This is a genomic window from Streptomyces sp. NPDC051320 (assembly GCF_040682175.1).
Classification (GTDB): Bacteria; Actinomycetota; Actinomycetes; order Streptomycetales; family Streptomycetaceae; genus Streptomyces.
On record NZ_JBFBAL010000011.1, the window covers coordinates 256,710 to 263,952 of the forward strand.

Genomic DNA, 7,243 nt, shown 5'->3' on the forward strand with positions numbered 1-7,243 from the left:
AGTAGTGTCATGGACCGCCTCGCCAACACCGTGCGCCCTTACGCCTGGGGCTCGACGACCGCCATCCCGGACCTCCTCGGCACCGCCCCCACCGGCGAGCCGCAGGCCGAGATGTGGATGGGAGCGCATCCGGGAGCCCCCTCCCGCATCGACCGCGGGACCGGCGCGGAACCGTTGTCGGCGGTCATCGACGCCGCCCCGGAGGCCGAACTGGGGGAGGCCACCGTCAAGAAGTTCGGCCCGCACCTCCCCTTCCTGCTGAAGATCCTCGCGGCCGGCGCCCCGCTCTCCCTCCAGGTCCACCCGAACCTCGTACAGGCGAGGCGGGGGTATGAGGACGAACAGCGCAGTGGCGTCCCGATCGACGCCCCGCACCGCAACTACAAGGACGCGAACCACAAGCCGGAACTGGTCTGCGCCCTCACCCCGTTCGACGGCCTCTGCGGCTTCCGAGCCCCCGGAGAGTCCGCCGAGCTGCTGGCGGCGCTCGAAGTGGATTCCCTCGAACCGTACGTCGACCTCCTGCGCGCGCACCCCGAGGAGGCGGCCCTGCGCGAGGTCCTCACGGCGGTGCTGACAGCCGACCCGGAGGAGATGCGCGTTACCGTCACCGAGGCGGCCACCGCCGCCGGACGGCTCGGCGGGGCGCACGCCCCGTACGCGGCCATCGCCCACCACTATCCGGGCGACCCGGGCGTCATCGCGGCGATGCTGCTCAACTACGTACAACTGCAGCCCGGAGAAGCGCTGTTCCTCGGCGCCGGCGTCCCGCACGCCTACCTCAACGGCCTCGGCGTCGAGATCATGGCCAACTCCGACAACGTGCTGCGCTGCGGCCTGACCCCGAAACACGTCGACGTACCCGAGCTGCTCCGTATCGTCCGCTTCGAGGCGACCGACCCGGGCGTCCTGCGCCCGGAGGCCGCCCCGGACGGTGAGGAGCTCTACGACACCCCGATCGACGAGTTCAGACTTTCCCGCTACGTACGGCCGGAGGGCGCAGCCCCGCTCACGCTGCCCGCGTCCCCCGCTCAGATCCTGCTCTGCACGGCGGGGGAGCCCGGCGTCGGCCAACTGACCCTCGCTCCGGGCCGGTCGGTGTTCGTCCCCGCGGGCGAGAACGTCACACTGTCCGGAGCGGGCACGATCTACCGCGCCACCGTCGTGGCTTGATGCGACAATATGCGGCTGAACAGCGGCCGCAGCACGCGGTGCCGGGCCGCAGCAGCGACGAAGGGAATATGTCCACCTATGAGTGCGTCAGGCGGAACCAGGGCGATCGTGGCGGCGCTCGGCGCCAACCTCTCGATCGCAGTAGCGAAGTTCGTGGCGTTCCTCTTGAGTGGCTCGTCGTCGATGCTCGCCGAGAGCGTCCACTCGCTCGCCGACTCCGGCAACCAGGGCCTGCTGCTGCTCGGCGGCAAGAAGGCCCAGCGCGAGGCGACCCCGCAACACCCCTTCGGCTACGGCCGTGAGCGCTACGTCTACGCCTTCCTCGTCTCGATCGTGCTCTTCTCGGTCGGCGGCATGTTCGCCGTCTACGAGGGCTACGAGAAGATCAAGCACCCGCACGCCCTGGACAACTGGTACTGGCCGGTCGGCGTGCTGGTGTTCGCGATCATCGCGGAGGGTTATTCGTTCCGGACGGCCATCAAGGAGTCCAACCAGACCCGCGGCGCGCTGTCCTGGTCGCAGTTCATCCGCCGCGCGAAGGCCCCCGAGCTGCCGGTCGTGCTGCTCGAGGACTTCGGTGCGCTGATCGGTCTGGCCCTGGCGCTGGCCGGGGTGGGCCTTGCGATCGGCACCGGAAACGGCGTCTGGGACGGCATCGGCACCGTGTGCATCGGTGCCCTGCTCATCGTGATCGCGACCGTCCTGGCGCTGGAGACCAAATCCCTCCTGCTCGGTGAGGCGGCAGGCACGGAGGAAGTGGGCAAGATCGAGGAAGCGATCGTCGACCACGAGACGGTCACCTCCGTGATCCATATGCGAACGCTCCACCTGGGACCCGAGGAACTGCTGGTCGCCGCCAAGATCGCGGTCCAGCACGATGACACGGCGGCCAAGGTCGCCCACGCGATAAACGCCGCGGAGGCCCGCATCCGGGCTGCTGTGCCGATCGCCCGGGTGATCTACCTGGAGCCGGACATCTACAGCGAGACGGAGGCCGCGGCAGGAAACGACCCCGCGGCAACACCGGGGGGCCCTTCCCCCGTGCCGCCGCAGCACTGACCACGTGCCTCCGCAGCACTGACCGCATGCCGGGACGAGAACCAGCCACACGGCCCGGCCGGGCTGGGGACCACTCGACCGACCGGTGTAGATTCGATGAGAGCCAGACGTCGCTGCTGATGGCGGTCGGGCGGTCCGCGCTGCGGACCGGCCGAGGGAGAGAGGGCCTCCGACGGACTGCGCCGCGAGCGCTCGGGCATTCCTGTGCCTTCACGCCCGTCGCCGCAGCATGCAGCCCGTACATCCCAGCCGATACACCCTCGACCAACCTTCCGAGGAGCAGCCCATATGACGACTGACGCCATCACCCAGGACTTCAAGGTCGCCGACCTGTCCCTGGCGGCCTACGGGCGCAAGGAGATCACTCTCGCCGAGCACGAGATGCCCGGCCTGATGTCGATCCGCAAGGAGTACGCAGCGACGCAGCCGCTGGCCGGCGCCCGGGTCACCGGCTCGCTGCACATGACCGTGCAGACCGCGGTCCTGATCGAGACCCTGGTGGCTCTCGGCGCCGAGGTCCGCTGGGCCTCCTGCAACATCTTCTCCACCCAGGATCACGCCGCAGCCGCCATCGCCGTGGGCCCCAAGGGCACCCCGGAAGCCCCCGCCGGCGTCCCGGTCTTCGCCTGGAAGGGCGAGACGCTGGCCGAGTACTGGTGGTGCACGGAACAGGCACTGACCTGGCCGAACACGCCCACCGGCGGCCCGAACATGATCCTCGACGACGGCGGTGACGCGACCCTCCTCGTCCACAAGGGCGTCGAGTTCGAGAAGGCCGGCGCGGTCCCCGACCCGGCCACCGCGGACAGCGAGGAGTACGGCCACATCCTGCAGCTCCTCACCCGCACCCTCGGTGAGAGCCCGCAGAAGTGGACCCAGCTCTCCTCCGAGATCCGCGGCGTCACCGAGGAGACCACCACCGGCGTCCACCGGCTGTACGAGATGCAGCGCGACGGGCAGCTCCTCTTCCCGGCGATCAACGTCAACGACGCGGTCACCAAGTCCAAGTTCGACAACAAGTACGGCTGCCGTCACTCCCTGATCGACGGCATCAACCGCGCCACGGACGTCCTCATCGGCGGCAAGGTCGCAGTCGTCTGCGGTTACGGCGACGTGGGCAAGGGCTGCGCGGAGTCGCTGCGCGGCCAGGGCGCACGGGTGATCATCACCGAGATCGACCCGATCTGCGCGCTGCAGGCGGCCATGGACGGCTTCCAGGTCTCGACCCTCGACGACGTCGTCTCCATCGCGGACATCTTCGTCACCACGACCGGCAACAAGGACATCATCATGGCCACGGACATGGCCAAGATGAAGCACCAGGCCATCGTCGGGAACATCGGCCACTTCGACAACGAGATCGACATGGCCGGCCTGGCCAAGATCCCCGGCATCGTCAAGGACGAGGTCAAGCCGCAGGTCCACACCTGGACGTTCCCCGAAGGCAAGACGCTGATCGTCCTGTCCGAAGGCCGACTGCTGAACCTGGGGAACGCGACCGGCCACCCGTCGTTCGTGATGTCCAACTCGTTCGCGGACCAGACGCTGGCCCAGATCGAGCTGTTCACCAAGCCGTCCGAGTACCCGACTGACGTGTACGTGCTTCCCAAGCACCTCGACGAGAAGGTCGCCCGCCTCCACCTGGACGCCCTCGGCGTGAAGCTCACGACGCTCCGTCCCGAGCAGGCCGCCTACATCGGCGTCGAGGTCGAGGGCCCGTACAAGTCGGACCACTACCGCTACTGATACCTGTGGCAGCAGGAACCCGCAGCGGGAATCCCCAGCAGTAGGTACCAGGCAGGCCCCCGCACCCCCGTGTCGGGGGCCTGCCTCGTACCGGCCTCAGAAAGCTCCAAGGACCCCATGCCCCGCGGCCGTTATTCGCTCCATGATCTGCACGACCACACCTCCCTGGGTGAAGAACACTTTCACTGCGCGCCCGGCCCCTCCGGCTGGCGCTACGTCTCGCAGATCACGACCCCCTCCGGCGACCACGCGGGCTCCGTCGATCTGGCCATCGACGAACTCGGCCGCCCCATCCGTCTGGAACTCCACGCCGCTGACTGGCAGATCCGCGGCGCCGTCTTGGAGGGCGTCACCTGGGTCCGTACCGACCCCACCGGCGAACATGCCACCGAAGGCAACACCCGTGCTCACGGCTTCACCGGCACGTCCCCCGCCTTTCTCGTCGCGACAGCCCGACTGCTCCGTCTCACCCCCGCTTCCCCCGCCACGCGTGTCCGCCTGGTCGCCTTCACGGATCCCGTGCTGGCCCCCCGAACCGTCGACCAGTCCTGGGCGCTACTGAAGAGTGAAGCGCACACCACTGACAATGGCCCCTTGGTGGTGGACGAATACCAGGTCAGCGCACTCGACACCGGCGAGCAGTACAGCGTCCACCTCGCCGGGGACGTCGTCCTCGCGGCCCCCGGCATCGAGCTCGAGGACCTGGAGACTCCGCCCTCGGCGCTCCCCTGACCAGCCCGGCGGCAACCGCGCCGCGCACGGCTACGCAGGCGGCGCGAAGCCTGTGCCCCGGGGCGTACGAGGAGCCGGGTCACGGGCCTCGGCGACACCCGGAAGCGCGCCATCCGGACCGGCCGGCGGCGCCGGGGGAGTCGTGGCGACCGCGGGACCGGGGGCCGTCGGCATCCCCCTGTGCGAAGCCGACGGTACGGTCCGTGCCGGCAGCCCGCCCGGGACCGCGGCATGCGGTCCGTACGCCGCTCCACCCGGCGCCGATTCCCCGAACACCCGGCGCGCCTCCCGTGCCTGCCGCTCGTTGACCACAGCGGCCAAATAGGCGGCCGGTGGCACATCCGGCGGCACCCGCACCCCCGTGGCCCGCGCCAGATCGCCTGCCAACCGCTCCGCCATAGCCCCGCCCACCGCCGCGTCGAGCTGTCCCATCCGCGTCAGGTACTGACGAATGGCCAGCCACAGCCCATCGGGCACCGCGGAAAGATCAAGCTGCGCGAACCGACCGATCAGCCAGGGCGGCGGCAGCGGTACCGCGCTCACCCGGCCCGCCGGCACCCGCTCCCGTACGACCAGGGTCCCAGCGAAGACATCACCGATCCGGCGCCCGCGCGCCGACACCAGTGAGGCGATACAAGCGACGGTCCCGAAGGTCATCAGGATCTCCACCACGCCGATTGCCCCACGCACCAGCGCATGGCGAAAGCGGATGGGACCACCGTCGTCCCGCACCACTCGCAGCCCGCAGGCGAGCTTCCCCAGCGAGCGCCCATGGCTGAGCGTCTCGACCGCGATCGGGGCACCGACCAGCACCAGCAGAAACATGGCCACGGTGATCGCCGCCTGCGCCGCATCATCCAGTGAGGACGTCGCCACAAGCAGCGTGATCGACACCGCGAGGTACACCGTCCACACGAGCACCAGATCGATCACCAGCGCGAGTGCCCGGCTGGGCAGCCTCGCCGTACGCAGTCCGAGTACGACCGCGTCCCCCGTCACGAGTTCACTCACCGGTGTCCACCCTCAGTCGCCTTCCGTGCCCATCGGGGCCCCAGTCTGCCAAGCTGACCCGCACTACGCCGTACGGACCCGAGTGCCTGGAGCTGCAGCCGACGATGGACCTCGACGTATTCGTCACCGCCCACCACGCCGAGTGGGATCGCCTGGACCTCCTGCTCCATCGGGGACGTCGCCTCACCGGCGCGGAAGCCGATGAACTCGTCACGCTCTATCAGCGCACCGCCGCGCACCTCTCCGGTATCCAGTCGAGCGCTCCGGACCCGGTGCTGATCGGACGCCTGACGCAACTGGTGGCGCGCGCCCGCGCCACCGTGACGGGCACCCGCCGGGCCGGCTGGCGGGACGCGGCGCGATTCCTCACGGCGGGCTTCCCGGCCGCTGTATACCGCGCCCGACACTGGTGGGTGCCCACCGCGTTGATATCCACCGCGCTCGCGGTCCTCATCGGCTGGTGGATCAGTACGCATCCGGAAGTCCGGGCGGCCATCGTGCCGCCTGCGGAACTCCAGGGCATGACACGGCCGGGTGGCGAGTACGAGACCTACTACTCCAGCCATCCCGCAGTGTCTTTCGCCGCTCAGGTGTGGACGAACAACGCCAAGGCAGCAGCCATGTGCCTGACCCTCGGGGTCTTCTTCGGCCTCCCGGTGCTGTGGATCCTCTTCCTCAACATGCTGAACCTCGGCGTGGGAGCCGGACTGATGTCATCGGCCGGCCGCCTCGACACCTTCCTCGGCCTCGTCCTGCCGCACGGACTGCTCGAGCTCACCGCGGTCTTCGTGGCGGCGGGTACCGGGCTGCGCCTCGGCTGGACGCTCATCGACCCGGGGCCCCGTTCGCGCCGCACAGCGATGGCCGAGCAGGGCCGTGCAGCCATCGGGATGGCCATCGGTCTCGCGCTCGTCCTGTTCGTCTCCGGCGCCATAGAGGGGTTCGTGACACCGTCAGGCCTGCCGACCTGGGCCCGCATCACCATCGGAGTCGCGGCCGAGACGGCGTTCCTCCTCTACATCTACGGCGTGGGCGGGCGAGCAGCTCGCAGCGGCGAGACGGGGGACCTCGAGGACACCGGTCGCAGCGCCGGTCTCCCGGTGGCTGCGTGATGTGCGTACGACCCTGCTGACCTGCTAGTGTCTCCTTCGCCCACAAAACCGTTGACACGGGTCGCGTGGGGAGGTAGATTTAATGGGTTGCCCGGACTGGACAGGTTCGGAGACATCAGTTATCATCTCTCTCGCTCGCGGAAATCCAATTTCCTGCTGGGCCATCCGAATCCAGAGTCACGGTGCTGATTAGGTCAGCGGAAATGATTCTGATAAAGTCGGAATCGCCGGAAAGGGAAACGCGAAAGCGTGGAACTGGAAAGCGGACCCCGTCGGCCGGGAATCGGACACGAAAGAGTCTGATAGAGTCGGAAGCGCAAGACCGAAGGGAAGCCCGGAGGAAAACCCCAGAGAATGTTCTGCGGGTGAGTACAAAGGAAGCGTCCGTTCCTTGAGAACTCAACAGCGTG

The 7,243-nt window shown here is 68.7% G+C and carries 6 protein-coding genes; 5 read left to right on the plus strand and 1 reads right to left on the minus strand.

The window, feature by feature from the left end:
• Nucleotides 1-9 precede the first annotated feature (9 nt).
• The 4 genes from manA (at nt 10) to AB0M87_RS24670 (ending at nt 4,710) form a co-directional block, all read left to right on the plus strand.
• Nucleotides 10-1,173 carry a mannose-6-phosphate isomerase, class I gene (gene manA, locus AB0M87_RS24655; RefSeq protein WP_365856417.1) on the plus strand — a complete coding sequence of 388 codons (1,164 nt, stop codon included), beginning with the start codon at nt 10-12 and terminating at the stop codon, nt 1,171-1,173.
• 78 nt (nt 1,174-1,251) lie between these two features.
• Complete coding sequence (locus tag AB0M87_RS24660; RefSeq protein ID WP_365856419.1) at nt 1,252-2,232, plus strand: cation diffusion facilitator family transporter; 981 nt, start codon at nt 1,252-1,254, stop codon at nt 2,230-2,232.
• Nucleotides 2,233-2,520: 288 nt separating this feature from the next.
• Complete coding sequence (gene ahcY, locus AB0M87_RS24665) at nt 2,521-3,978, plus strand: adenosylhomocysteinase (RefSeq protein ID WP_365856421.1); 1,458 nt, start codon at nt 2,521-2,523, stop codon at nt 3,976-3,978.
• Between the two features lie 117 nt (nt 3,979-4,095).
• A complete protein-coding gene (locus AB0M87_RS24670) occupies nt 4,096-4,710 on the plus strand; it encodes a hypothetical protein (protein ID WP_365856423.1) in 615 nt (204 codons plus the stop codon).
• Nucleotides 4,711-4,740: 30 nt separating this feature from the next.
• On the opposite strand, the gene AB0M87_RS24675 is transcribed toward AB0M87_RS24670, so the two are convergent.
• Nucleotides 4,741-5,721 carry an RDD family protein gene (locus AB0M87_RS24675; protein ID WP_365856425.1) on the minus strand — a complete coding sequence of 327 codons (981 nt, stop codon included), beginning with the start codon at nt 5,719-5,721 and terminating at the stop codon, nt 4,741-4,743.
• A 104-nt stretch (nt 5,722-5,825) separates the two neighbouring features.
• Here AB0M87_RS24675 and AB0M87_RS24680 point away from each other — a divergent pair, with 104 nt between their 5' ends.
• Entirely contained in the window at nt 5,826-6,833 is a 1,008-nt protein-coding gene (locus AB0M87_RS24680; protein ID WP_365856427.1) for a stage II sporulation protein M, read from the plus strand.
• Nucleotides 6,834-7,243 lie beyond the last annotated feature (410 nt).

Coding starts and splice junctions, on each gene's coding strand:
- manA (WP_365856417.1), top strand. CDS start 10: ATGGACCGCCTCGCCAACACCGTGCGCCCTTACGCCTGGGGCTCGACG.
- AB0M87_RS24660 (WP_365856419.1), top strand. CDS start 1,252: ATGAGTGCGTCAGGCGGAACCAGGGCGATCGTGGCGGCGCTCGGCGCC.
- ahcY (WP_365856421.1), top strand. CDS start 2,521: ATGACGACTGACGCCATCACCCAGGACTTCAAGGTCGCCGACCTGTCC.
- AB0M87_RS24670 (WP_365856423.1), top strand. CDS start 4,096: ATGCCCCGCGGCCGTTATTCGCTCCATGATCTGCACGACCACACCTCC.
- AB0M87_RS24680 (WP_365856427.1), top strand. CDS start 5,826: ATGGACCTCGACGTATTCGTCACCGCCCACCACGCCGAGTGGGATCGC.